The organism is Duganella sp. CF402 (genome assembly GCF_900109645.1).
Lineage (GTDB): Bacteria > Pseudomonadota > Gammaproteobacteria > Burkholderiales > Burkholderiaceae_D > Rugamonas.
Genome location: NZ_FOBG01000002.1, coordinates 690,481 through 711,078 on the forward strand (window position 1 = coordinate 690,481; position 20,598 = coordinate 711,078).

General features: G+C 62.2%; 27 protein-coding genes. 9 read left to right on the forward strand and 18 right to left on the reverse strand.

Features of this window, described 5'->3' with window-relative positions; genetic code table 11:
- Window positions 1–12: 12 nt before the first annotated feature.
- The 3 genes from BMZ70_RS21085 to BMZ70_RS21095 are packed head-to-tail and all read right to left on the reverse strand — an operon-like array spanning window position 13 to window position 2,501.
- On the reverse strand, window positions 13–1,167 hold the full coding sequence (locus BMZ70_RS21085) for a COX15/CtaA family protein (RefSeq protein ID WP_229205523.1): 1,155 nt from the start codon (window positions 1,165–1,167) through the stop codon (window positions 13–15).
- Window positions 1,168–1,174: 7 nt separating this feature from the next.
- A complete protein-coding gene (locus BMZ70_RS21090) occupies window positions 1,175–1,798 on the reverse strand; it encodes an SCO family protein (RefSeq protein WP_092279105.1) in 624 nt (207 codons plus the stop codon).
- A complete protein-coding gene (locus tag BMZ70_RS21095) occupies window positions 1,770–2,501 on the reverse strand; it encodes an SURF1 family protein (protein ID WP_092279107.1) in 732 nt (243 codons plus the stop codon). The genes BMZ70_RS21090 and BMZ70_RS21095 overlap by 29 nt, the downstream gene beginning before the upstream one ends.
- Window positions 2,502–2,533: 32 nt before the next feature.
- Here BMZ70_RS21095 and BMZ70_RS21100 point away from each other — a divergent pair, with 32 nt between their 5' ends.
- Window positions 2,534–2,740, forward strand: coding sequence for a twin transmembrane helix small protein (locus BMZ70_RS21100; RefSeq protein ID WP_092279109.1), 207 nt, complete (start codon window positions 2,534–2,536; stop codon window positions 2,738–2,740).
- A 41-nt stretch (window positions 2,741–2,781) separates the two neighbouring features.
- Here BMZ70_RS21100 and BMZ70_RS21105 read toward each other — a convergent pair whose 3' ends face one another.
- From BMZ70_RS21105 to BMZ70_RS21130, 7 genes are all read right to left on the reverse strand, one after another.
- A complete protein-coding gene (locus BMZ70_RS21105) occupies window positions 2,782–3,651 on the reverse strand; it encodes a cytochrome c oxidase subunit 3 (RefSeq protein WP_092279111.1) in 870 nt (289 codons plus the stop codon).
- 21 nt (window positions 3,652–3,672) lie between these two features.
- Window positions 3,673–3,867: a DUF2970 domain-containing protein gene (locus BMZ70_RS21110; protein ID WP_092279113.1), complete on the reverse strand. Its 195-nt coding sequence runs from the start codon at window positions 3,865–3,867 to the stop codon at window positions 3,673–3,675.
- Window positions 3,868–3,878: 11 nt separating this feature from the next.
- Window positions 3,879–4,418 carry a cytochrome c oxidase assembly protein gene (locus BMZ70_RS21115; RefSeq protein WP_092279115.1) on the reverse strand — a complete coding sequence of 180 codons (540 nt, stop codon included), beginning with the start codon at window positions 4,416–4,418 and terminating at the stop codon, window positions 3,879–3,881.
- A gap of 1 nt (window position 4,419) precedes the next feature.
- The gene (locus tag BMZ70_RS28605; RefSeq protein WP_217363287.1) at window positions 4,420–4,527 is read right to left on the reverse strand and encodes a cytochrome oxidase small assembly protein; all 108 of its coding nucleotides are present in this window, start codon (window positions 4,525–4,527) and stop codon (window positions 4,420–4,422) included.
- A 2-nt stretch (window positions 4,528–4,529) separates the two neighbouring features.
- Window positions 4,530–6,119, reverse strand: a complete 1,590-nt coding sequence (ctaD, locus tag BMZ70_RS21120; protein ID WP_092279117.1) for a cytochrome c oxidase subunit I — start codon at window positions 6,117–6,119, stop codon at window positions 4,530–4,532.
- Window positions 6,120–6,134: 15 nt separating this feature from the next.
- Window positions 6,135–7,358 (reverse strand): cytochrome c oxidase subunit II, encoded by a 1,224-nt coding sequence (coxB, locus tag BMZ70_RS21125; protein WP_092279119.1) that lies wholly within the window; start codon window positions 7,356–7,358, stop codon window positions 6,135–6,137.
- 343 nt (window positions 7,359–7,701) lie between these two features.
- Window positions 7,702–8,625 (reverse strand): methyltransferase domain-containing protein, encoded by a 924-nt coding sequence (locus BMZ70_RS21130; RefSeq protein ID WP_092279557.1) that lies wholly within the window; start codon window positions 8,623–8,625, stop codon window positions 7,702–7,704.
- A 96-nt stretch (window positions 8,626–8,721) separates the two neighbouring features.
- Here BMZ70_RS21130 and BMZ70_RS21135 point away from each other — a divergent pair, with 96 nt between their 5' ends.
- Both BMZ70_RS21135 and trmL read left to right on the forward strand, forming a co-directional pair.
- Complete coding sequence (locus BMZ70_RS21135; RefSeq protein WP_092279121.1) at window positions 8,722–9,537, forward strand: ComFC family protein; 816 nt, start codon at window positions 8,722–8,724, stop codon at window positions 9,535–9,537.
- A 19-nt stretch (window positions 9,538–9,556) separates the two neighbouring features.
- Window positions 9,557–10,027 carry a tRNA (uridine(34)/cytosine(34)/5-carboxymethylaminomethyluridine(34)-2'-O)-methyltransferase TrmL gene (gene trmL / locus BMZ70_RS21140; protein ID WP_092279123.1) on the forward strand — a complete coding sequence of 157 codons (471 nt, stop codon included), beginning with the start codon at window positions 9,557–9,559 and terminating at the stop codon, window positions 10,025–10,027.
- 16 nt (window positions 10,028–10,043) lie between these two features.
- On the opposite strand, the gene BMZ70_RS21145 is transcribed toward trmL, so the two are convergent.
- Genes BMZ70_RS21145 through BMZ70_RS21165 form a run of 5 tightly spaced genes read right to left on the reverse strand, consistent with a single transcriptional unit; the run spans window position 10,044 to window position 13,761 of the window.
- On the reverse strand, window positions 10,044–11,018 hold the full coding sequence (locus BMZ70_RS21145) for a DMT family transporter (protein WP_092279125.1): 975 nt from the start codon (window positions 11,016–11,018) through the stop codon (window positions 10,044–10,046).
- Window positions 11,019–11,077: 59 nt separating this feature from the next.
- Window positions 11,078–11,815, reverse strand: coding sequence for an AraC family transcriptional regulator (locus tag BMZ70_RS21150; RefSeq protein ID WP_092279127.1), 738 nt, complete (start codon window positions 11,813–11,815; stop codon window positions 11,078–11,080).
- Window positions 11,812–12,099: a hypothetical protein gene (locus BMZ70_RS21155; protein ID WP_092279129.1), complete on the reverse strand. Its 288-nt coding sequence runs from the start codon at window positions 12,097–12,099 to the stop codon at window positions 11,812–11,814. The genes BMZ70_RS21150 and BMZ70_RS21155 overlap by 4 nt, the downstream gene beginning before the upstream one ends.
- Window positions 12,096–12,575, reverse strand: a complete 480-nt coding sequence (locus BMZ70_RS21160; RefSeq protein WP_092279131.1) for an adenylyltransferase/cytidyltransferase family protein — start codon at window positions 12,573–12,575, stop codon at window positions 12,096–12,098. The genes BMZ70_RS21155 and BMZ70_RS21160 overlap by 4 nt, the downstream gene beginning before the upstream one ends.
- Window positions 12,576–12,579: 4 nt before the next feature.
- Window positions 12,580–13,761: a PilT/PilU family type 4a pilus ATPase gene (locus tag BMZ70_RS21165; RefSeq protein WP_092279133.1), complete on the reverse strand. Its 1,182-nt coding sequence runs from the start codon at window positions 13,759–13,761 to the stop codon at window positions 12,580–12,582.
- A 109-nt stretch (window positions 13,762–13,870) separates the two neighbouring features.
- Between BMZ70_RS21165 and BMZ70_RS21170 the strand changes: the two genes are divergently transcribed.
- The 4 genes from BMZ70_RS21170 to BMZ70_RS21185 all read left to right on the forward strand — a co-directional run bounded on the left by BMZ70_RS21170 (window position 13,871) and on the right by BMZ70_RS21185 (window position 16,700).
- Window positions 13,871–14,806, forward strand: a complete 936-nt coding sequence (locus BMZ70_RS21170) for a hydrogen peroxide-inducible genes activator (RefSeq protein ID WP_092279135.1) — start codon at window positions 13,871–13,873, stop codon at window positions 14,804–14,806.
- Window positions 14,807–14,860: 54 nt separating this feature from the next.
- The gene (gene ubiA / locus BMZ70_RS21175; RefSeq protein ID WP_092279137.1) at window positions 14,861–15,715 is read left to right on the forward strand and encodes a 4-hydroxybenzoate octaprenyltransferase; all 855 of its coding nucleotides are present in this window, start codon (window positions 14,861–14,863) and stop codon (window positions 15,713–15,715) included.
- A gap of 93 nt (window positions 15,716–15,808) precedes the next feature.
- Window positions 15,809–16,147, forward strand: coding sequence for an ElaB/YgaM/YqjD family protein (locus BMZ70_RS21180; protein WP_092279139.1), 339 nt, complete (start codon window positions 15,809–15,811; stop codon window positions 16,145–16,147).
- Window positions 16,148–16,217: 70 nt separating this feature from the next.
- On the forward strand, window positions 16,218–16,700 hold the full coding sequence (locus tag BMZ70_RS21185; protein ID WP_092279141.1) for a hypothetical protein: 483 nt from the start codon (window positions 16,218–16,220) through the stop codon (window positions 16,698–16,700).
- A gap of 5 nt (window positions 16,701–16,705) precedes the next feature.
- Here the strand turns inward: BMZ70_RS21185 and BMZ70_RS21190 are convergent, their stop codons facing one another.
- A complete protein-coding gene (locus BMZ70_RS21190; protein WP_092279143.1) occupies window positions 16,706–16,879 on the reverse strand; it encodes an addiction module protein in 174 nt (57 codons plus the stop codon).
- Window positions 16,880–16,910: 31 nt separating this feature from the next.
- Complete coding sequence (locus tag BMZ70_RS21195; RefSeq protein WP_207231579.1) at window positions 16,911–17,249, reverse strand: hypothetical protein; 339 nt, start codon at window positions 17,247–17,249, stop codon at window positions 16,911–16,913.
- A 114-nt stretch (window positions 17,250–17,363) separates the two neighbouring features.
- On the opposite strand from BMZ70_RS21195, the gene BMZ70_RS21200 reads away from it, so the two are divergent.
- Together BMZ70_RS21200 and BMZ70_RS21205 are read left to right on the forward strand one after the other, a co-directional pair.
- Window positions 17,364–18,626 carry a parallel beta-helix domain-containing protein gene (locus tag BMZ70_RS21200; RefSeq protein ID WP_092279147.1) on the forward strand — a complete coding sequence of 421 codons (1,263 nt, stop codon included), beginning with the start codon at window positions 17,364–17,366 and terminating at the stop codon, window positions 18,624–18,626.
- Window positions 18,623–19,762, forward strand: coding sequence for an SO2930 family diheme c-type cytochrome (locus BMZ70_RS21205; protein WP_229205524.1), 1,140 nt, complete (start codon window positions 18,623–18,625; stop codon window positions 19,760–19,762). Before BMZ70_RS21200 ends, BMZ70_RS21205 begins: the two co-directional genes overlap by 4 nt.
- Before the next feature lie 12 nt (window positions 19,763–19,774).
- On the opposite strand, the gene proC is transcribed toward BMZ70_RS21205, so the two are convergent.
- Complete coding sequence (proC, locus tag BMZ70_RS21210; protein ID WP_092279149.1) at window positions 19,775–20,596, reverse strand: pyrroline-5-carboxylate reductase; 822 nt, start codon at window positions 20,594–20,596, stop codon at window positions 19,775–19,777.
- Window positions 20,597–20,598 lie beyond the last annotated feature (2 nt).

Below are 20,598 nucleotides of genomic sequence, written 5' to 3' on the forward strand. Positions count from 1 at the left end.
TGAGGTACTTAATCAATGCCGTACCGTCGACGCCGGAGGATGCGAGGCGCTCGAGGCTGCCTTTTTTGCAATGTCGTACTGGTACTTAGCCTTGTAGTTTAACATGGTCAGCAAAAGTACCAGCATCGCCGCCCCGGCGTTGTGCAGCACCGCGATGGTCAGCGGGAAGCTCAGGTAGATGGTGGCCACCCCAGTCAGGATCTGCGCGCCCAGCGTCAGGGCGATGTTGCGGGCGGTTTTGTGCAGGGCGTCGTGGCCCCACGCGCGCCACGCCGCATACCCCGCCACTACGGCAACGATGAAGCCAAAATTGCGGTGTACCCAGTGGATCGCGGTCAATGCCGAAAACGGCAGGTAATGCCCGGCCGCCGTCTTGCCGAGCTCGCGCCACAGGGTAAAGCCATGCTCGAAGTCCATCTCCGGGATGGCCTTGCCGCCGCACAGCGGGAAATCGGTACAGGCCAGCGTCGCGTAATTGGTACTGGTCCAGCCGCCCAAGGCCAGTTGCACCAAGAGCAAGGCCGCCGCCACGCCGGCCAGGATGCGGATGTTGCGCATGGCCGGCGGCGATGCGCTGACCAGCTCGCGCGGCGCATGCAGGTGGTTCTGGCGGCCGCCGTACCACACCAGCATCGACAGCAAGCCCATGCCCAGCAGCAAGTGGATGGTGACGATCACCGGCTGCAGCTTCAGGGTCACGGTCCAGGCGCCAAACGCGCCTTGCAGGCAAACGAAGAAGAACAAGGCGGTCGGCAGCCACGGCGCATATTCGACACGCTTGGTCTTGCTCCATTGATACCAGGACTGCGCCATCATCGCCACGATCAGCACGCCGATGCACATAGCCAGGTAACGGTGGATCATCTCAATCCAGGCCTTGACCACGGTCACCGGGCCGGTTGGCATCAGCGCTTCGGCCGCCACGATCTGCTCATGCGCCAGGAAGGGATTGGCGGCGCCATAGCAGCCCGGCCAGTCCGGGCAACCGAGGCCGGAATCGGTCAGGCGCGTAAAGGCGCCGAACACGATCAGGTCAAACGTCAAAAACACGCTGACCCACACCAGCTTGCGGTACTTATTGGCGTCCGACGACGTCCAGACGATGGCGGCCGGCAGCAGCGCGATCAGCAGCGCCGTGATGGCCATTTGAGCAAGAGTGAGATGCATACAATATTTAACCTATGGCCGAAGCCTTCAACAATTTCGCGATGTCCTTCTGGACCCGCTTGACCTTCTCGATATCGCTCGACACCGCGCCTTTCGGATAGCGCATCATCAGATTGCCCAGCGGGTCGATCAGATACACGTGATCGGACACGCGATCAGCGCCGCCTTCCAGCGGCAGCCACTTCTCCACCACGGCGGCCGGCGCGCGCAACATGCGGGTGCCGTCGTTCACGCGCAGCAGCATGGTTTCCAGCGGCTGGTCGTCGGTGATCAGCCATACCCGCTCGATGCGCTCCATCTCCTTGCCCTGCATGGTGCGCAGCTGGCGCATGGCGAACAGCTGGTCCTGGCACTCCTGCTGGCAGTCGGACGGCCCCACCTTCAGCATAATCCACTTGCCCTTGTAACCCTCCAGTTTCGCCGGCTTGCCGTCCAGCGTGGTGCTGGCCATTGCCGGAATCGGATACTGGCGCGGATCGATCAGCGTGCCGAAATTGGTCACGCCGCCCTTGGGCTTGATCACGTAATAGGTGAAGTATGACGCAATCAGCGGCGCCGCGCACACGGCCAGCACCGCGATCAGTTTCCAGCGGCCCGGGCCTTTATTTGGTTTTTCCACGTCTGAATCCATTCGCTACAAAAAAGATGACCGCCATCGCCGCCAGCGCATACCACTGGAAGGCGTAGCCCTGATGTTTTTCCACGCCCAGCGACGGCGCCGGCCAGTCGCGCACCATCTGGGCGTCGTCGCCGGCAGGCTGGGCCGGCGCGCCCTGCTCCACCACGAACGGCTGCATGGTCAGGCCGCTGTCCTTGGCCAGTTGCAGCGGATCGGCGTTCTGCACGATGGCGTTGGGCGTGAGCGCCGGCGCGGTCCCCAGCTGCATTACATGGCCAGCGTTGAGGCGCGCCACGCCCTGCAGCGTGACCGTGCCTTCCGGCGTGGCGTAAGCCGGCAGCTTGTCGCGCACCGCCGGATCGCGCGGCAGCCAGCCGCGCGCCACCAGCACGTGCATGTTCGAGCCCGATATTTTAAACGGCATCAGCAGGTAGAAGCCGGCCTTGCCCTGATGGGGACGATTGTCGAGATAGACCGGCCAGCCGCGCACGAATTCACCGTTGACGGTAACGCGGCGGTAGGCCACGGCGGCGGCGGCCAGCGGCGCGCCGTCTAGCACCAGCGGCGCGGCGCTGGCGCCCTCGGCCAGCTTGGCCTGCAGCGCGATTTTTTGCTCGGCGCGGCGCGATTGCCAGTTGCCGAGCTGTACACCCAAGGCCACCACCAGCACCGTGGCCACGAAAGGAATCAATTTAAAGCGGAACGCCATTACAATGGAACCTCGATCAAATCGCCACTCCTCATGCTATGAAAATTGCCGTCGCCATTGCGTTCGTCCTGATCCTCGGCAGCCTGGGCGCAGCGTTCTTCTTCCTGATGCGCGACAAAGGCCGCAGCAACAACACCGTGCGCGCGCTGGCGGTGCGCGTGGCCTTGTCGATCACCCTGTTCCTGCTGATCCTGCTGGCCTACCGCATGGGCTACATCCACCCTACCGGCATCCGCACGGGATAAAAAAAAGCCGCACCGGAGTGCGGCTTTTGTGTCTCTGGATATTACAGCCAGTAGACCACAACGTACAGGCCCAGCCAGACCACGTCCACGAAGTGCCAGTACCACGCTGCGCCTTCAAACGCGAAGTGATGGTCCGGCGTGAAGTGGCCGCGCAGCACACGGTACAGCACCACCGACAACATGATCGCGCCCATCGTCACGTGGAAGCCGTGGAAGCCGGTCAGCATGAAGAAGGTCGAACCGTAGATGCCCGAGGTCAGCTTCAGGTTCAACTCGGTGTAAGCATGGTGATACTCATACGCCTGGAAGCCCATAAACACCGCACCCAGCAGAATCGTGGCAAACAGCCAGATCGCGGTTTGCGCGCGATGGCCGGCACGCAGCGCGTGGTGCGACAGGGTCAGCGTCACGCCCGAGGTCAGCAGCAGCGCGGTATTGATGGTCGGGATAGGGAACGGGCCCATCGTCTTGAACTCTTCCACCGTGCCGGCTGGGCCGATATTGCCCCAGTGCGCAGCAAAATCCGGCCAGATGAATTTGTGGTCCAGATCCGACAGCCACGGCATCGTGATGGTGCGCGCATAGAACAGCGCGCCGAAGAAGGCGCCGAAGAACATCACCTCCGAGAAGATAAACCAGCCCATCGACCAGCGATACGAATGGTCGATACGCTGGCTGTACAAGCCGCCTTCCGATTCCTTGATGGCGTCGCCGAACCAGAAATACAGCACGGCCAGGGTGAATACGATGCCAATCAGGTTGGCCGCCGGCCCCCACGCTGCGCCATTGACCCAGCCGGAAGCACCGGCCATCGTCAGCAGCATGGACAAGCCAGCCAGCAGCGGCCAGCGCGATGGACCGGGCACGTAGTAGTACGGTGCTGCGCCGCCGTGTGTATGTGTGGAACTCATCTTCATCTCCCTAATCAACTTTTATTTAGCTACTACGAGTTTGACGATAGTTATCAGTAAACCTATGAACACGGCCACCGCCAGCAAGGCCGCGACGATGATGTGCAGCGGGTTCATGCCCTGCTGGTCCTCATCGAAATCGCGCTTGCGGCGCAAGCCGACAAACGACCACAGCACCGCCTTGACCGAGTACAGGAAGCCGGGCTTTTTACTCATACATTGCTCATCTAGTCCGCCGCCGCAGTCTTGACCAGCCCGCCGCCCACCTCGAAGAAGGTGTACGACAGCGTGATGGTCTTCACATCCTTGGGCAGTTTCGGATCGATGTAAAACACCACCGGCATCTGCCGCGCTTCATTGGCTTTCAAGGTTTGTTGCTTGAAGCAGAAGCATTCCACTTTCAAAAAATACGGCGTCGCATTCTGCGGCGCGTAGCTCGGAATCGCCTGCGCATTCATCTCGCGTTTTTGCGTGTTGACCACTTCATACATCACCGTGGTCAGCTCGCCCGGATGCACCTTCATGCTGTTGACCGTGGGGCGGAAGCGCCACGGTCCCTGCGCATTGCCGTCGAATTCGATCGTGATATCGCGGGTCTTGTCCACCTGCGTATTCTTGTCGAATTCGACCGTGCCATCTTTTTGCGTCAACACGTTAATCCCCAGCGCTTCGCAGATCTGGCGATAGAACGGGTTGAGCGCGTAGGCAAAACCAAACATCACAACAGCAATGATCAGCAGCTTGCGCAACAGCAGGCGGTTTTCCATCTCAGCTCAGCCACATCCGTTTAACGAACACCGATACAAAGAAGAACAAGGCCAGCCCGCCCAGGATCAGGGCGGTGCGCAGGTTGTTCGGCTTGGGTTGGCCGCTCATGATTACTTGAACTGCGGCGGGGTTTCAAAGGTGTGGAACGGCGCCGGCGACGGCACGGTCCATTCCAGGCCTTCCGCGCCTTCCCACGGCTTGGCTTCGGCTTGTTTGCCGCCACGGATGGTCGGGATGATCACGCCGAACAGGAAGAACACCTGCGACAGACCGAAACCAAACGCGCCAATGGTGGCAATCATGTTGAAGTCGGTGAACTGCGCCGAGTAATCGGCGTAGCGGCGCGGCATGCCGGCCAGACCCAGGAAGTGCATCGGGAAGAAGGTGATGTTGAAGGTGATCAGCGACAGCCAGAAGTGCGCCTTGCCCATCGTCTCGTTGTACATATGGCCGGTCCATTTCGGCGACCAGTAGTAGAAGCCGGCAAACAGCGCGAACAACGAGCCGGCCACCAGCACGTAGTGGAAGTGCGCCACCACGTAGTAGGTATCCTGCAGCTGGATATCGATCGGGGTCACGGCCAGGATCAGGCCGGTGAAGCCGCCGATGGTGAACACGAAGATAAAGCCCACGGCAAACAGCATCGGGGTTTCAAAGGTCATCGAACCGCGCCACATGGTGGCGATCCAGTTGAACACTTTCACGCCGGTCGGCACTGCGATCAGCATGGTGGCGTACATGAAGAACAGCTGCGAGGTCACCGGCATGCCGGTGGTGAACATGTGGTGGGCCCAGACGATGAACGACAGGATCGCGATCGAAGCCGTTGCGTACACCATCGACGCGTAGCCGAACAGCTGCTTGCGGGCGAAGGCTGGCAGGATCTGCGAGACGATGCCGAACGCCGGCAGAATCATGATGTACACCTCCGGGTGGCCGAAGAACCAGAAGATATGCTGGTACATGACCGGGTCGCCGCCGGCGGCCGCGTTGAAGAAGGTGGTGCCGAAGTGGCGGTCGGTCAGGGTCATGGTGATGGCGCCTGCCAGCACCGGCATCACGGCGATCAGCAGGTAGGCGGTGATCAGCCAGGTCCAGCAGAACATCGGCATCTTCATCAAGGTCATGCCAGGCGCGCGCATGTTGAGGATGGTGACGATGATGTTAATCGAGCCCATGATCGACGACGCGCCCATCAAGTGCATCGCGAAAATACCCATGTCCATGCCGGCGCCCATCTGGGTCGACAGCGGTGCGTACAGGGTCCAGCCGGCTGCGGTGGCGCCGCCCGGCACCAGGAACGAGGTGGCCAGCAGCAGCGCTGCCGGCGGCAGCAGCCAGAACGAGAAGTTGTTCATGCGGGCGAACGCCATGTCGGACGCGCCGATCTGCAGCGGGATCATCCAGTTGGCGAAGCCGACGAAGGCCGGCATGATGGCGCCGAACACCATCACCAGGCCGTGCATGGTGGTCAGCTGGTTGAAGAACTCCGGCTGGAAGAATTGCAGGCCCGGCTTGAACAGCTCGGTGCGGATGCCCAGCGCCAGCACGCCGCCCGACAGCAGCATGACGAAGGAGAACCACAGGTACAGCGTACCGATATCCTTGTGGTTGGTAGCGAACAGCCAGCGCGACAGACCATGCGGATGGTCGTGTGCGTGGTCATGATCGTGTGCGTGATCCAGAGTGCTCGTGCTCATGTGTAATGCTCCTGATTACTTACGTGCAGCCACGACTTCGGCTGGTTGAACGATGTTCTCGGCGGCCTTGTTCGACCAGCTATTACGGGTGTAAGTGATCACAGCCGCGATATCCGTATCCGACAGTTGCTTCCAAGCTGGCATTTCGGCAGGATATTTCCCGCTCTTCTTACCGTGCAGCAGAACGTTGATCTGTTCAGCCTTAGGACCGTTGACCACTTCCGAACCGTCCAGCGGTGCAAACGCAGCCGGCACCCCCTTGCCGTTGGCCTGGTGGCAGACCGCGCAGTTGGTGTTGTAGACTTTTTCGCCCTTGGTTTTCAGCTCATCGATGGTCCAGGTCTTGTTCGGATCATCGGCCAGGGCGGCCATTTCTTTCTTCTTGCCGTCGACCCAGGTCTTGTACTCGGCGTCGGTCACCACGCGCACCACGATCGGCATGAAGGCGTGCTCCTTGCCGCACAGTTCCGAGCAGTAGCCACGGAAAGTGCCGGTGTGTTCGGCCTTGAACCAGGTGTCGCGCACGAAGCCCGGAATCGCATCTTGCTTGACGCCGAAGGCCGGGATCGACCACGAGTGGATCACATCGTTGGCGGTGGTAATCAGGCGTACCTTGCGGTGCACCGGAACCACCACTTCATTGTCGACTTCCATCAGGTAGTTGTCGCCGCGCTTCTCGGTTGGCTCGAAGCCCGGTGCGCCCACTTGCGCGCGCGGGGTGGACAGGTTGGACAGGAAGCTGATGCCCTCGCCTTCACCCTTGAGGTAATCGTAGCCCCACTTCCACTGCATGCCGGTGACCTTGATGGTGATATCGGCGTTGGAGGTATCCTTCATGCCGACCACCGTGCGGGTGGCGGGCAGTGCCATGCCGATCACGATCAGGAATGGCACGATGGTCCACGCGACTTCAACGGCGGTCGATTCGTGGAAGGTGGCTGGCTTGTGGCCGAGCGACTTGCGATGCTTGAAGATGGAATAGAACATCACGCCAAACACTGCGATGAAGATGACCAGGCAGACGCCCATCATCCAGTTGTGCAGGCTGTAGATTTCGGTGGCGATTTGGGTGGCGGGAGGTTGAAGGTTTAGTTCCCCGGCGATAGGTCCGCCGGTGCCGCCCGTGGCTGCGGCGTAGGTGCCAGTGCTTGCTGCGGTCTCAGCTGCCCACGCTGGCATACCCGCTGCCAGCATCGACAGTCCGAGCATCAACGCTTGAAGTCGCTTCGCATGTTTCATGTTTTCCCCAACTGCCCAAGAAATTAAAATATTTTTTTAACGTCTTACCGGCTGATCGGTGAACTGAACCGGCGACGCTCCTTAAACAACTGACATCGGCCCGGTTCCGCAAACTGCCGCGAAACAACGCCGACGCTCGATTCTGCTTAATTCAACTGCTCGTTCGTGCTCGATGTAACCTGATTTCGCCTGGGGTCGCGGGTTTATAGCTGGCGACGTGACATGCTGGCAAAATTAGTGAATGATTATATAGAACAAAAACGAGCCACATCAAGAAATAATCGATTTCACAACTAGGCTGTTGCCAAGGGCGGTACGCCGCATGGCAACATACAATCGCCTCTCAACGCGGCTTGCGCGGCGGATCGAAACGAATAATGGCTTCGCCCTTGGAAGTGACCTTGGGGGCGGGCCGGAAGGCGTGACCGTAGATAACTTCAAAGGTCAGGCCGAGTTTCCCATCGGAACGACGACCGCGTTCCAGCGCGTCCAGCATGCGCTGCCAGGCCTGCTTGCCCATCATGCTGCGGCGCAACGTTGTCAGTGGATTACCGCCCAGTGCGCGTACGTCTGCCAGCAACGCTTGTGGCGTATCGTAGGTCACTGTGATGGTTTCCATGTCCAGAACCGGGGTGGAAAACCCGGCTTCGACCAGTTGGTCGCCGAAATCGTGCATGTCGACGAAGGGCAGCACGTGCGGCGCCAGATCGGCCTCGGCGAACGCATTGCGCACCTCGCGCAGCGAATCCGGGCCAAAGGTGGAAAACATCAGCAAGCTATTCACGCGCAGCACGCGGCGCCATTCGGCGAACACGCGGTCCGGCTGCGGATGCCAGTGCAAGGCCAGGTTGGACCACACCAGATCCAGCGAGTTCGGTCCCAGCGGCAGCTCGGAAAAATCGCCGCACAGCAGGTCGACACCGCTTTTCGATGGCAGCAACTTGCTAATCAGCTGGTTCAGCGAGGATTGCCTGGCGCCTGGCCCTTGGGCGGCGTGCAGCATGGCTTCGGCGGCGTCGATGCCGAGAATCTGGGCCGCAGGATACGATTTTTGCAACAACGGCAGGTCGGCGCCGGTGCCGCAACCGGCATCCAAAACGCGCTGAGGCGCTATTTTAATCAATTCCAGCCGGTCGAACATGCGCGAAGATACCTCACGGCGCAGGAAATCGGCGGTAGCGATGCGTTCAGGGCGGGAAAACAGCTGGCGCACTCGTTCGAGGTCGATCGGCGCGCTGAATTTGGGGGGATTAGCGGGGACTTGCATGGTGATGAGTCGTTGTAATGCGATAATGTCGGCAGTGTACATGGTTGCACGCCATCGCGACGACGACCGGGCCGGTTTTCAGCGTGGAGGCGTGGCATGAAAGACAAGATAGCGTTAGCAGCAAGACGGACCGGCACGCTGCTGAAGCGGCTGCTGCCAAACGACTGCGCCCTGTGCGGCGGCGCCAGCGACGATGCGCTGTGCCCCGGCTGCCTGGACCAGTTCTTCGGCCCCGCCGCCGTCCGCTCCCGCTGCCCGCGCTGCGCCAACCCGCTGCCCGAAGCCGCGCCATCGCTGTCCGGCGGCACACAGCGCGAGCGATCTGAGCATTCGGGGTCAGGTCTGCCAATCGTACACGGGCTCGACCGTCAGCTGTGCGGAAGCTGCCTTTCAGATCCGCCGGCCTTCGACCGGACGTTGGTCGCGGCCGACTATGACTTGCCGGTCGACCAACTGGTATTGCAGCTAAAATTCGGCCATCGCCTGGCGCTGGCCCCGCTGTGCGCCCGCTTGCTGCGCGACGCCGTGCTGTCCCATCCGGACTACACGCTGCCCGCCCTGCTCTGCCCGGTGCCGCTGGGACCGCGCCGCTTGGCCGAGCGCGGCTACAACCAGGCGCTGGAAATCGCCAGACCGCTGGCGCGCAGCATGGGCGTCGCCTTGCACCCGCAGCTGGTGGTCCGCGTACATGAAACCGCCGCCCAGAGCAGCGTCGCGCCCGAACGGCGCCAGCAGAACATCGCCGGCGCCTTCGCCGTGCCGGACGCCGCGCTGGTGGCAGGCCGCCACATCGGCGTCGTTGACGACGTGATGACCAGCGGCCGCACCCTGAACGAACTGGCGGCGACATTGAAACGCCACGGCGCAGTGCAAGTGAGCAATCTGGTGTTCGCCCGCACACCGCCGCATTGATTTAGCAAAGGAAGAGAACATGTTTCACGTAGTCCTGGTCCACCCGGAAATCCCGCCGAACACCGGCAACGTCATCCGCCTGTGCGCCAACACCGGCGCGCAGCTGCACCTGATCGAACCGCTGGGCTTCCCGCTGGAAGACTCCAAGCTCAAGCGCGCCGGCCTCGATTACCACGAGTACGCGCGCATGAAAGTGCACAAGGATTGGGACGCCTTCCTGGCCGACGTCCAGCCCGACACCAGCCGCATGTACGCCATGACCACGCACGGCTCGTCGCCGTTCGGCCAGTGCAACTTCCAGCCGGGCGACGTGTTCGTGTTCGGCTCCGAGACCGCCGGCCTGCCGGTGGCGCTGCGCGAAAGCTTCCCGCCGGCCCAGCGCATCCGCCTGCCGATGCGTCCGGACAACCGCAGCATGAACCTGTCCAACACCGTGGCCGTGGTCGTGTTCGAAGCCTGGCGTCAGAATGGCTACGTCGGCGGCGCCTGAAGCGTATTGAGCTAGCTCAAAGATCCTGCGCGCGTGTCCGAATGACAGAGCTGACCCTGAATTGCGGACGGGCATGCAGCCATACCGCGCCGGCCACGCCGGCGATCAGCAAGATGATCGCGCACAGTTCCAACGGACGCGGCGCCTGGCGCTGGTAGATAAAGCCGTACAGCAGGCCGAACAGGGTTTCAAACAGCAGCAGCTGGCCCGATAGCGTGACCGGCACGCGCCGGCTGGCGATGTTCCATAGCTGGTTGCCAATCACCGATGCACCCAGCGCGACGATGCTAATCACGCTCCAGAACCGCAGCCAGTCGCGCACCGCGCCGCCCTCGCCCGGTCCGCCGGCCCAGCCGCCGCAGTAGGCCACGACAGCGAGCAGCAACGCCACCACGCCGGTACTCAAGCCATACAAACCCGACCACTCCGCGCCGCTGAAATGCGGATTGCGCTTGAGGAAGCGCGCGTTGTCCACCGCGTACCAGGTCCAACACAGCAGCGCGCCGAACGCGCACAGCATCCCCAGCGCGACCTGCGTCCATGCCGCCTGCCGCGTCGCCGCGTGCGTGAAAACATCGACGTTGATGCAGACGATGCCCGCCGCCACCAGCGCCAACGGCCACGCCAGCTGACGCAACGGCAGCGCGCCGTGATCGCGCCGGCCCAGTAGGGTTACGCTCAAAGGTAGCAGGCCGATAATCAGCGACGCCGCCGCTACGCCGGCCAGCTGCACGCCGGTCGACAGCAGCAGGTAGTAGACGATATTGCCCGCCAGCGCGTGCCGCAGCAGCACGCGGCAGTCATCGCGCGTCAGCCGGCGCAGCAGGCCGCGCAAGCGCGGCATCAACAGCACCAGCGTGATCAGGCCATACGCCAGATAGCGCCCCAGCGCCAGCTCCACCGGCGAGAACTCCTCCAGCCAGCGCGGCATCACAAATATCATGCCCCAGAAGGCTCCGGCCGCAAGGCCGCACAAAACGCCATACCACATAGCTATCTCCTTTTCACGGGAGAGTGTGGCGCCAGGCGACGGCGAAAGATTGTGCAGGACTAGCGGATTTTTGTCTGATTCTGCTTGCGATATGCGAGCGGCGTGATATCCATCGCGCGGCGCATGGCATGCGTCAGCGCGCTCTGGTCGGCGTAACCGGCCAAGGTGGCCAGCTGCGCGATCGGCAGCGAGGACTCCACCAGTTGACGGCACACGAAGCGCAGGCGCATGGCGTTCAGCCAGGCCAGCGGCGTGGTATCGAGTTCTTCGCGGAACACGCGATGCAGGCGGCTCACACTCAGGCAAACCACTTGCGCCATGCTCTCTGCATTCCACGGCTTGCCGGGCGACGCTTCAAACTGCGTGAGCGCCGCATGCAGGCGCGATGCCGGGCGCACCGGCTGCTGCGTCAGCGATTCCAGCAGCAAGGGCATCCAGTTGGCCAGCATGCCGGCGCTGGCCGTGCCCTGCGCTTGCAGCATGCCCATGAAGTCGATCAGCCTGGAGGTGGCCGCACTGACCGCCGCAAACGGCCGCGCGGCCAGCAGCCCCGCCGTCTCCGGCGACACGGCGGATAAATCAAAATCGAGAATCAGCGAAGCATTCGGCTCGTGCGAAAACTGCGTGTGCACCAGCCCCGGTGCGATGAAGGCGGCGCGCAGCGGATGCAGCAAAGCACCGCTGCCATTGATGTCCAGGGTCAGCTTGCCACGCAGCGGCAGCACCATCTGGGCGAAATCGTGCGCATCCGAGAACGGAACGTCGTAACTGCGCAAATCGATTTCGGTTGAACTCATCGCCGTGCGCCCCACATGGCCAGCAGCGCCAGCAAGCCCGCCCCCAGCGCGCCGACCAGCAGCGTGGTGGCGGCCATGATGGCGGCCGGATTTTTCAGGCCCGAGAACTCGGCCGCGAAGGCCAGCACCACCGCCGCCACCAGTTGCGCCGGCAGCACGAAGCGCAAATTGCGAAACGCCCACGGATTCTCGCGCAGCCAGAATTTGCGCGCCACCACCAGCGGCGGCCCCCACAAGGCCAGCAGGAAGGCCAGTACCGCCACCAGGATCAGCACGATCCTCATTTGAACGACCGCACCCTGGCCAGCAGCTTGGTGGTCGAGCGGTCGTGTTCAAAATCGATCGCCACCGCTTCGCCGCCGTAGGCGATCACCGCCTTGCCTTCGGGGATCGCATCCATCTGGTAGTCGCCGCCCTTGGCGTAGATTTCCGGCCGCGCTTCCTGCACCACTTCCAGCGCCGTGTCCTCGTCAAAGTCCACCACCAGGCTGACCGACTCCAGCGCTGCCAGCACCGCCAGGCGGTCGCCGCAGTTGTTCAGTGGACGATCATCGCCCTTGCCCAGCCGCTTGACCGAGGCGTCGGTATTGGCCGCCACCACCAGCGACGCGCCCAGCGCGCGCGCCTGCGCCAGGTAGGTCACGTGGCCACGGTGCAGGATGTCGAACACGCCGTTGGTCAGCACCACCGGTTTCGGCAGCGCAGCGACGCGGGCCGCCAGTTCGGCGCGGGTACAAATCTTGTCTTCAAATTGGGGCATAGTGTCAGGTCTTAGGTTCTTCGTCTTCAGGTTGTTCTTCTTCGATGCTCAGCGAGCCGAACGCGCTGCCGCCCTCGCCCGGTTCGGGACGCCCGCCATGCAGCTTGATCTGCAAGCGCAGGCCGTTGGCCGAATCGGCATTACGCAACGCTTCTTCGTAGGCGATGTAACCCTTATTATAAAGTTCGAACAGCGCCTGGTCGAAGGTGCACATCCCCAGCTCGCGCGATTTGTGCATGATTTCCTTGATCGCCTGGAAGTTCCCCTTGAAGATCATCTCGGCGATGGTCGGCGTGTTGAGCAGGATTTCAATCGCCGCCTTGCGGCCCGTGCCATCCTCGGTGCGGACCAGACGCTGCGACACGATGGCCCGCAGATTGGACGACAAATCCATCAGCAGCTGGTTGCGCCGCTCTTCCGGGAAGAAGTTGATGATGCGATCCATCGTCTGGTTGGCGTTGTTGGCATGCAGCGTGCCGAGGCACAAATGGCCGGTCTCGGCAAACGCGATCGCATGCTCCATCGTTTCGGTGTCGCGGATCTCGCCGATCAGGATCACGTCCGGCGCCTGGCGCAGCGTGTTCTTCAGCGCGTTGTGCCATGAGCGCGTGTCGACGCCGACCTCGCGGTGCGTAATCAGGCAGCCCTTGTTCTTGTGGACGTATTCCACCGGGTCCTCCACCGTGATGATGTGGCCGGCCGAATTGGCATTGCGGTAATCGATCATCGCCGCCAGCGTGGTCGACTTGCCGGAACCGGTGCCACCCACCACCAGCACCAGCCCGCGCTTGGTCATGATGATGTCCTTCAGCACCTCGGGCAGCGCCAGCTTTTCCAGCGACGGAATCTCGGACGCAATCGTCCGGATCACCATCGCCACGTTCTGCTGCTGCACAAACACGTTGACGCGGAAGCGGCACACATCCGGTAGCGAGATGGCAAAGTTGCATTCCAGTTCAGACTCGAACTCGGCCTGCTGCTTCTCGTTCATGATCGACAGCGCCAGCGCGCGCGTCACGCTGCCGGTCAGCTTTTGCTGGCTGAGCGCCTTCATCGCGCCTTGCGATTTCATACTCGGCGGGAAATCGGCCGAGATGAACAGGTCGGAGCCGCCGGTGTGGTGCATCACCTTGAGCAGCTTGTGCAGGTAAGCCTGCGCTTCTTCAGGACCAAATGTGGAGGACATACATCGCCTTTCGAGAATACGCTGCATTATATCGACAGCATTCCGCTACAATAGCTCAACTTGGCGTTCCTTTATTGCATCCCGGCATCGCCTGTGTTCAAATATATTTATGACACTGACCGAACTGAAATATATCGTCGCCGTTGCCAGAGCGAAGCACTTCGGACATGCGGCCGAGGCTTGTTACGTCGCCCAGCCGACCCTTTCGGTCGCCATCAAGAAGCTGGAAGATGAGTTGGGCGTGGTCCTGTTTGAACGGGGCGGCGCTGAAATCTCGGTCACCCCGCTGGGCGCGCAAATCGTCGCCCAGGCCGAGCGCGTGCTGGAACAAACCGCCGCCATCAAGGAACTCGCCAAGCAGAACAAGGACCCACTGGCCGGCCCGCTGCGCCTCGGCGTGATCTACACCATCGGCCCTTACCTGCTGCCGCCGCTGGTCAAAGGCATGATAGCCAAAGTGCCGCAGATGCCGCTGATCCTGCAAGAGAACTTCACCGTCAAGCTGCTGGAAATGCTGCGCCAGGGCGAGCTGGACGCCGCCATCATGGCGCTGCCGCTGCCGGAACACGGTATGGCCATGCAAGTGTTGTACGACGAACCGTTCGTGGTCGCCATGCCGGCCGCGCACCCGTGGACCAAGCGCAAGAGCGTGCCGGCCGATGATCTGAAAACCGAAAATATGCTGTTGCTTGGTAACGGACACTGCTTCCGCGATCAGGTACTGGAAGTATGTCCCGAGATGGCGCGTTTCTCTGCGCCGGGCAATGGGATGCAGCGCACGTTTGAAGGCTCGTCGCTTGAAACCATCCGCCACATGGTAGCCAGCGGCATCGGCCTGACCGTGCTGCCGCGCGCCTCGGTGCCGGACATGGAAACCAAGGAAGGCATGCTGCAATTCCGTCCGTTCGACGAGCCGTCGCCATCGCGCCGCGTGGTCATCGTGTGGCGTAAAAGCTTCACCCGCAAGGCGGCGATCGACGCCGTGTGCGAGGTGGTGGCATCGTGCAACCTGCCGGGTATCACCACCCTCTGCGCTGAACAATGACGACCGGGGGCAGGATTTGCGATAATCACCGCTTTCCTGTTTCCTGAAGTCGCCATGAACAAGCTGCAGCTCTACTTCCGCCTGATCCGCCTCGACAAACCCATCGGCACGGTGCTGCTGCTGTGGCCGACGCTGTATGCGATGTGGCTGGCTGCCGACGGCGTACCGGACTGGCATCTGCTGCTCATCTTCACGCTTGGTACTTTCCTGATGCGCTCAGCCGGCTGCGCGATCAACGACTACGCCGATCAGGACATCGATAAATTCGTCAAACGCACCGCCCAGCGTCCCATCACCAGCGGCCGCATCAGCGGCAAGGAAGCGCTGGCGATCGCGGCCATCCTGGCCATCGTGGCGTTCTGCCTGATCCTGCCGCTGAATACGCTGACCAAGCAGTTGTCGGTGGCGGCCGTGATCATTGCCGGCACCTATCCTTACTTCAAGCGCTTCTTTGCGATTCCGCAGGCTTACCTTGGCATTGCGTTCGGCTTCGGCATCCCGATGGCGTTTGCCGCCGTCCAGAACCAGGTGCCGCCGCTGGCGTGGCTGCTGCTGGTCGGGAATGTGTTCTGGACCCTGGCCTACGACACCGAATACGCGATGGTCGACCGCGACGACGACCTGAAGATCGGTATCAAGACCTCGGCCATCACCTTCGGCCGCTACGACGTGGCCATCGTCATGCTGTGCTACGCGCTGCACCTGGCCATCTTGCTGGTGTGCGGCTGGCAGCAAGGCTTGCGCCTGTGGTTCGTGGCCGGGCTGGCGGTGGCGGCCGGCATCGCCGTCTACCACTACACCCTGATCCGCCACCGCGAGCGCGACGCCTGCTTCTACGCCTTCCGCCACAACAACTGGCTGGGCGGCGTGATCTTCGCCGGCGTGGTGCTGGACTACGCGCTGCGCTGAGTACAAGCCCGCACGATTGAGCAGACGCAAAGCGGCGGTATCGCCGATACTTACACTGGCATTTTTCTCACCAGTGAACCGGAGATCATCATCATGGAACCTACCAACAGTATCGCAGATGCCCAAACCGCCAGCGCCGCCGTGCGCGACCGTCTGTTAGACGATCTGCAGCACACCATCAGCGAAGCCGAGCAATGGCTGGAAGACAGCGTCAGCGCCCCATCAGCCACCAGCAGCGAGGCCCGCGCCCGCTTCGACGACACCCTGCGCACCGCGCGCAGCGACCTGCGCAAGCTGGAAGACAGCCTGCTGGCCCACAGCCGCAACGCCGCCGACAGCGTCAACCTCTACGTGCAGGACAACCCGTGGCAAGCAGTCGGCATCGGCGCCGCACTGGGCCTGCTGGCCGGAGTGCTCATCTCCCGTAAGTAAATTGTCAATATGCTATTCTTCGCTTAACCACCACAGCGAGGACAATGGGATGCAGGCAATACAAGGTCGAATGAAATATCTGCGCAATGCGGAAGGATTTTGCGCATTTTTCCTGCCGTTGGTGTTCTGGCTGGACTGGCGCAAGTCCGTTGATCCGGTGGCGTGGGATTTGCGCATCGCCGCCACCGTGGCGATGAGCTACATCCTGCTGCAGGGCGCACTGTACTGGCACCTCAAGCTGCAAGCCTTCACGCTGCACCAGCCGCTACCGGTTTGGTTCCAGCCGCTGTATAAATTCTTCAAATATTCCAACGTGATTGCCATCGCCGCTGTACTCGGGCTGGTCGCCAGCCGCTACGCTGCGGTGACCGGAGAGGACCTGGGCTGGGCCGCTTGCGTGATGGCGTTGGTGGTGGCTGAGCAGATCAACTACTACCACTACCGGCTGATGTACGATACCCGTGGCGCCTTCGCCTACCTGCGCCGCCACGGCCGCCTGCGCGTAGCCGCCCTCGCCCTCGACCTCAAGCGAAGCCAAAACAACAGCGCCTGAATCGGCTACGGTGTCAGTTGCGAAGGGTCTCTGCGCCGACGCTCCAGCTCTTCCTGCTGCGCCGGCGTCGCGGGCGGGACTGCATCGCTATCGACAATCGCGTCCCAGATTGCTTCGGCCAGGGCGATTTGGTCGTCAACGGGCAACGCTTTTGCCTGCGCCGATAAATCTACTTTCATGATGGGACTCCCGCATCAAAAGTTCAGTCTATCATCCATAACGCTGCCTGATTTCCGCCACTGAGCCGGCGGCAAGCTGCTGCAGGGTCGGCAGGTCGAGGTCGGCAAGCTGCTTGAAGCCGCGAATGGCGTAACCCGCCAACGGCGCGGTGCCGCTCCGTCCGCTCTCGTAAGTGTAGGTGTAAGCGCCGAAACCGACGATGCTGGGTCCCCACATCACCGCCGCGCTGCCGGTGACTTTTTCAAACAGCCGCGACAGCTCCCGGCAATCGGCCGCCTGCTGCCCGCTCGCGCGCGCAGCGAGGTAGTCGTCGACACTCGCTGCACCAGGTTGGGTTTTGTTTTCGGCCATATCGAAAGAATCTAGCACACTGCCTCGCAAACGCAACAGAACCAAGATTGTTTAACAAATTTGCGGAAAACATGCTGTACACTAAATCTTGCCAAGTACTCTACATAAAACAAAAATGATGGGAGATAGCAGATGAACAAGGCTTTGCGCGTAGTGGCATTGTGTGGTTCGATGGGCGTGTTGCTGAGCGCCTGCACCAAGACCGACGGCCCTGCGCCCTCGGCCGAAAAAGTCAGCGCCGATGCGGCGTTCCAGAAGAAGCTGCAAGAGCAACTGCTGGACGCCAAACCGGGCAGCGTGATCGAGATCCCGGCTGGCACTTACCACCTCACCTCCGGCCTCACCCTGCGCGGCGACGGCGTCACCATCCGTGGCGCCGGCATGGAGAAAACCGTGCTGTCTTTCAAAGGACAAGTCACCGGACCGGAAGGCTTGCTGGTCTACGGTAACGGCTTCACCATCGAAAACCTCACCATCGAAGACTCCAAGGGCGATGGCCTGAAGATCAACGACGGCGACACCATCACCGTGCGCAAAGTAAAAGTGCAATGGACCGGCGGCCCGAAAGTGACCAACGGCGCCTACGGCATCTACCCGGTCAAGACCAGGAACGTGCTGATCGAGGACAGCGTCGCCATCGGCGCGTCCGACGCCGGCATCTACGTCGGCCAGTCGAATGGCGTGATCGTGCGCCGCTCGCGCGCCGAGGGCAATGTGGCCGGCATCGAAATCGAGAACACCGTCAACGCCGACGTCTACGACAACGTCGCCACCAACAACACCGGCGGCATCCTGGTATTCAACATGCCCAACCTGTCGCAGCCGGGCCACAGCACCCGCGTGTACAAGAACAAGGTCGAGAAGAACAACCTCGGCAACTTCGCCGCCAAGGGCACGGCGGTGGCCAGCGTGCCGGCCGGTTCGGGCATCGTCATCAACTCCAACTCCAAGGTGGAGATCTTCGACAACGACGTGATCGAGAACCAGACCGCCAACGTCATCATCTCCAGCTACCACTCGACCGGCTATTTCACCGAGAAAGGCGTGGCGGCGAACTACGATCCATACCCGAAGGCCATCTACGTCTACGGCAACCGCTTCAAGGGCGGCGGCGATTCGCCCGACGGCCTCGATCTGAAAGCCCTGAAGATCGCCATGTACGGCCTGACCGGCCACCTGCCGGACGTGCTGTGGGACGGCTACATCGACAACAAGCTGCTGGTGAAAGGCGCGCTGCCGGCCGAGCACCGCATCTGCGTGCAGAAGGACGCCGAAGTGCTCAACGCCGACGGCCCTAACAAGTACAAGAACCCAAGCAAGGACGCCGCGCCATTCCGCTGCGAACTGGCCAAGCTGCCACCTGTCACCATCGCCCAACTCGCCGCACAGTCATGATGTTTAAACACGCAATTCGTCCGCTGCTGGCGGCGGCGAGCGCGCTCGCGCTGGCCGCCTGCACGCAAAGCCAGGCGCCGGTCAGCTTCATCGCCGAAGGCAATCCGGAAAAACTCAGCGACTGGCATTTGATGGCGGTCGCCAGCAGCAAGCTGCAACTGAACAAGGATGTGGTGCCGTACGACCTGAACACGCCGCTGTTCACCGACTACGCGCACAAGCTGCGCACCGTGTGGATGCCGAAGGGCCAGAGCGCGGTGTACAACGCCGACAGCGCGTTTGATTTCCCGGTCGGCACCATCATCAGCAAGACCTTCTATTATCCGAAAGGCGGCGACGGCAAGACCGTCCTGGCCAACTACGACAGCGACGGCGACCAGCTCGACACCACCAAGGTGCGCCTGATCGAAACCCGCCTGCTGGTGAAACGGGCCAGCGGCTGGATCGCCCTGCCCTATGTGTGGAATGCCGACCAGACCGAGGCCGTGCTGTCGCGCACCGGCGATCAGATTCCGCTCGACGTCATGCACGAAGACAAGCGCGTCGACAAGCTGACCTACGTGGTGCCGAACGTGAACCAGTGCGCGTCCTGCCACGTGGCCGATGTGAAGTCGCGCCAGTTCCAGCCGATCGGCCCGAAGGTGCGCCACCTGAACCGTGACTATACGTATCAAGGCGTCAGCACCAACCAACTGGCCCACCTGGCCAAAATCGGCTACCTGACCGGTGTGCCCGCCGATGTGGCCAAGGCCGCGCCGCACAACGCCAACTGGCGCGACAACACGCAAACCGTGGATGCGCGCGCCCGCGCCTACCTCGACATCAACTGCGCCCACTGCCACAACGACAAGGGGGCGGCCAACACGACGGCGCTGCACCTGAACATGGGCGCGCCGGCCGACCTGCACCTGGGCCTGTGCAAGCCGCCGGTGGCAGCCGGCGCCGGCACCGGCGGCCGCAACCACGATATCGCCCCGGGCAAGCCGGACGACTCCATCATGCTGTATCGCTTGAACTCGGCCGAACCCGGCGTGATGATGCCGGAACTGGGACGCGGCTCAGTCCACAAAGAAGGGGTGGCCCTGATCCGCGAGTGGATCGCAGCCATGAAGCAAGGCTGCGATAGCAAGTCTTAAGCTGTTAAGCGCTTAAGCGGCGCCCATCTCGTCGCCCAGTTCCTTGCTGCGGGCCTGAGCGGCTTTGATGCCGGCAACGATGGCGGCTTTAACGCCGCTCGCTTCCATGCTGGTGAGGGCGGCGAAGGTGGTGCCGCCTTTCGAGGTGACGCGCTCGCGCAGCACGGCGGCCGGCTCGCTCGATTGCGTCGCCAGCTGCGCCGCGCCGGCAAAGGTCGCCAGCGCCAGTTGCTTGCCCTGCTCCGCGCTCAGCCCCATCTCCTCGGCCGCCTGCTGCATCGCTTCGATGAAATAGAACACATAGGCCGGGCCGCTGCCCGACAGCGCGGTGATGGTGTCGATCTGGTCTTCCCGATCCAGCCACACGGTCTGGCCGACCGCGCTCAGGATGTCGTCGGCCTGCTGGCGCTGCGCCGGGCTGACGCCGGCCGTGGCTACCATGCCGGTGATGCCCATGCCGATCAGCGCCGGCGTGTTGGGCATGCAACGCACGATGGCGCCGTAGCCGCCCAGCCAGCGCGACAGATCGGCGCCACGGATGCCGGCCGCAATCGACACCACCAGCGGCTGCCTGGCCGCATCGATGAACGGCAGCAGCTGCGCGCTCACTTCGCGCATGGCTTGCGGCTTCACCGCCAGCACGATCACATCGGCGCCCTGCACCGCCGCGTCGGTCGCGGCGGCCGTGGTCACGCCATACTGCTTGTGCAAGCGTCCCAGCGCGTCCGCATTGGGATCGACCACGTGGATGTTGGCGCCGTCGGTCAGCTTATTGGCCAATCCCGCGATCAGGGCTGCGGCCATATTGCCGCCGCCGATAAATGCAATTTTCATGT

What these genes read in the sequence shown, in the direction of transcription:
- BMZ70_RS21160 (WP_092279131.1), bottom strand. Translation starts at nt 12,575, where the DNA reads ATGCCCCAATTTGAAGACAAGATTTGTACCCGCGCCGAACTGGCGGCC.
- BMZ70_RS21115 (WP_092279115.1), bottom strand. Translation starts at nt 4,418, where the DNA reads ATGGAAAACCGCCTGCTGTTGCGCAAGCTGCTGATCATTGCTGTTGTG.
- BMZ70_RS21150 (WP_092279127.1), bottom strand. Translation starts at nt 11,815, where the DNA reads ATGAGTTCAACCGAAATCGATTTGCGCAGTTACGACGTTCCGTTCTCG.
- BMZ70_RS21185 (WP_092279141.1), top strand. Translation starts at nt 16,218, where the DNA reads ATGAAATATCTGCGCAATGCGGAAGGATTTTGCGCATTTTTCCTGCCG.
- BMZ70_RS28605 (WP_217363287.1), bottom strand. Translation starts at nt 4,527, where the DNA reads ATGAGCGGCCAACCCAAGCCGAACAACCTGCGCACCGCCCTGATCCTG.
- BMZ70_RS21135 (WP_092279121.1), top strand. Translation starts at nt 8,722, where the DNA reads ATGAAAGACAAGATAGCGTTAGCAGCAAGACGGACCGGCACGCTGCTG.
- ctaD (WP_092279117.1), bottom strand. Translation starts at nt 6,119, where the DNA reads ATGAGCACGAGCACTCTGGATCACGCACACGATCATGACCACGCACAC.
- BMZ70_RS21200 (WP_092279147.1), top strand. Translation starts at nt 17,364, where the DNA reads ATGAACAAGGCTTTGCGCGTAGTGGCATTGTGTGGTTCGATGGGCGTG.
- BMZ70_RS21130 (WP_092279557.1), bottom strand. Translation starts at nt 8,625, where the DNA reads ATGCAAGTCCCCGCTAATCCCCCCAAATTCAGCGCGCCGATCGACCTC.
- BMZ70_RS21165 (WP_092279133.1), bottom strand. Translation starts at nt 13,761, where the DNA reads ATGTCCTCCACATTTGGTCCTGAAGAAGCGCAGGCTTACCTGCACAAG.
- BMZ70_RS21145 (WP_092279125.1), bottom strand. Translation starts at nt 11,018, where the DNA reads ATGTGGTATGGCGTTTTGTGCGGCCTTGCGGCCGGAGCCTTCTGGGGC.
- trmL (WP_092279123.1), top strand. Translation starts at nt 9,557, where the DNA reads ATGTTTCACGTAGTCCTGGTCCACCCGGAAATCCCGCCGAACACCGGC.
- ubiA (WP_092279137.1), top strand. Translation starts at nt 14,861, where the DNA reads ATGAACAAGCTGCAGCTCTACTTCCGCCTGATCCGCCTCGACAAACCC.
- BMZ70_RS21090 (WP_092279105.1), bottom strand. Translation starts at nt 1,798, where the DNA reads ATGGATTCAGACGTGGAAAAACCAAATAAAGGCCCGGGCCGCTGGAAA.
- BMZ70_RS21100 (WP_092279109.1), top strand. Translation starts at nt 2,534, where the DNA reads ATGAAAATTGCCGTCGCCATTGCGTTCGTCCTGATCCTCGGCAGCCTG.
- BMZ70_RS21105 (WP_092279111.1), bottom strand. Translation starts at nt 3,651, where the DNA reads ATGAGTTCCACACATACACACGGCGGCGCAGCACCGTACTACTACGTG.
- BMZ70_RS21170 (WP_092279135.1), top strand. Translation starts at nt 13,871, where the DNA reads ATGACACTGACCGAACTGAAATATATCGTCGCCGTTGCCAGAGCGAAG.
- BMZ70_RS21110 (WP_092279113.1), bottom strand. Translation starts at nt 3,867, where the DNA reads ATGAGTAAAAAGCCCGGCTTCCTGTACTCGGTCAAGGCGGTGCTGTGG.
- BMZ70_RS21180 (WP_092279139.1), top strand. Translation starts at nt 15,809, where the DNA reads ATGGAACCTACCAACAGTATCGCAGATGCCCAAACCGCCAGCGCCGCC.
- BMZ70_RS21085 (WP_229205523.1), bottom strand. Translation starts at nt 1,167, where the DNA reads ATGCATCTCACTCTTGCTCAAATGGCCATCACGGCGCTGCTGATCGCG.
- proC (WP_092279149.1), bottom strand. Translation starts at nt 20,596, where the DNA reads ATGAAAATTGCATTTATCGGCGGCGGCAATATGGCCGCAGCCCTGATC.
- BMZ70_RS21190 (WP_092279143.1), bottom strand. Translation starts at nt 16,879, where the DNA reads ATGAAAGTAGATTTATCGGCGCAGGCAAAAGCGTTGCCCGTTGACGAC.
- BMZ70_RS21155 (WP_092279129.1), bottom strand. Translation starts at nt 12,099, where the DNA reads ATGAGGATCGTGCTGATCCTGGTGGCGGTACTGGCCTTCCTGCTGGCC.
- BMZ70_RS21205 (WP_229205524.1), top strand. Translation starts at nt 18,623, where the DNA reads ATGATGTTTAAACACGCAATTCGTCCGCTGCTGGCGGCGGCGAGCGCG.
- coxB (WP_092279119.1), bottom strand. Translation starts at nt 7,358, where the DNA reads ATGAAACATGCGAAGCGACTTCAAGCGTTGATGCTCGGACTGTCGATG.